This window comes from Priestia sp. 179-F W1.4 NHS (assembly GCF_045369295.1).
Classification (GTDB): domain Bacteria; phylum Bacillota; class Bacilli; order Bacillales; family Bacillaceae_H; genus Priestia; species Priestia zanthoxyli.
This window is the reverse complement of sequence record NZ_JBIQFF010000059.1, coordinates 1-1,001: the sequence shown is the minus strand read 5'-3', so window position 1 is coordinate 1,001 and position 1,001 is coordinate 1. Positions and strand designations below refer to the sequence as shown.

Below are 1,001 nucleotides of genomic sequence, written 5' to 3'. Positions count from 1 at the left end.
TCACCATTTCCTTTCACTTCACTTGAATTGTAGGAAGAGACAAACGCTGTGCCTATTCCTAGAGCCACAACGATTCCTGCAACCGCAGAAAGTAACCATTTTTTGTTTTTCATAACCATTCTCCTTTGTTCTTAATATTCAGACATAACAAGCGATTCTGAAACCTACCGAGAGTAATATTTTACCATAGGTTTAGCGATCATCTCTGTCTTTTCAAGGCTATGAAAGGAAATATATACCCGTTTCTGGCTGGAAGGGCAAACCCTATATTGGCATGCATAGTTTTCACTAAGCCCAATAATGCACAACGTTTTCGGCATGTACGAAGAACCTCGTGTATCTACTGTTTGGAATGTTGTCGCTTCTTCGGAGTTACCCTCACGCCACCATTCTTCACAGATCGTGGATACACCGTCACTGTTTTATTGCTAGATCACCGATGAGTTTTAGGACGCACTCATCGAACCTTATCGTTATCGTATACCTTAACCCCCTTGTGATCCGTTTAGGGGAGGCACGCAATATGTAATTGTCAAGGTACCACTTCTCGTGCTCTCGGCACGTTTCAAAATCGCTTGTATGCTGTATATAAGAACTAGCAGGTCTTTTGTAAAACTTCCTTCAATTCTTCATCTTTTTTTCTTCGCTTGGCGACGATGGTATGAGCCTGATCCATCACTGAGCGTACTTCATAATAAATATCAGCTACACGTTTGATATCGCCCGTTCCTTTTTCTACAGCTACCCCTCCTTTTAACGTATACAACTTTCCATCAAAGGTTTTGGCACTTTTCGCTCGTGCATCTGATATATCATAGAATGCTAGTCGCTTTTCTGCTTCCATATTCATCGCCCCTCGTTAAGTATTCTAAAACTTAGTTCATATCCTTATGACTTGGTAAGAAAATATCTTCTAATCTAAGATCCAATGCCTCTGCGATTTTCTTCATATTTTCAAACGTCGGATATTGACGAGTCCCATTTTCGATTTGAGAAATAGT

General features: G+C 40.5%; 2 protein-coding genes. Both read right to left on the bottom strand.

Features of this window, described 5'->3' with window-relative positions:
- Positions 1 to 595: 595 nt before the first annotated feature.
- A complete protein-coding gene (locus ACH0CI_RS28195; RefSeq protein ID WP_075422189.1) occupies positions 596 to 844 on the bottom strand; it encodes a hypothetical protein in 249 nt (82 codons plus the stop codon).
- Positions 845 to 875: 31 nt separating this feature from the next.
- Positions 876 to 989 carry a hypothetical protein gene (locus ACH0CI_RS28190; RefSeq protein ID WP_406902658.1) on the bottom strand — a complete coding sequence of 38 codons (114 nt, stop codon included), beginning with the start codon at positions 987 to 989 and terminating at the stop codon, positions 876 to 878.
- Between the last annotated feature and the right edge of the window lie 12 nt (positions 990 to 1,001).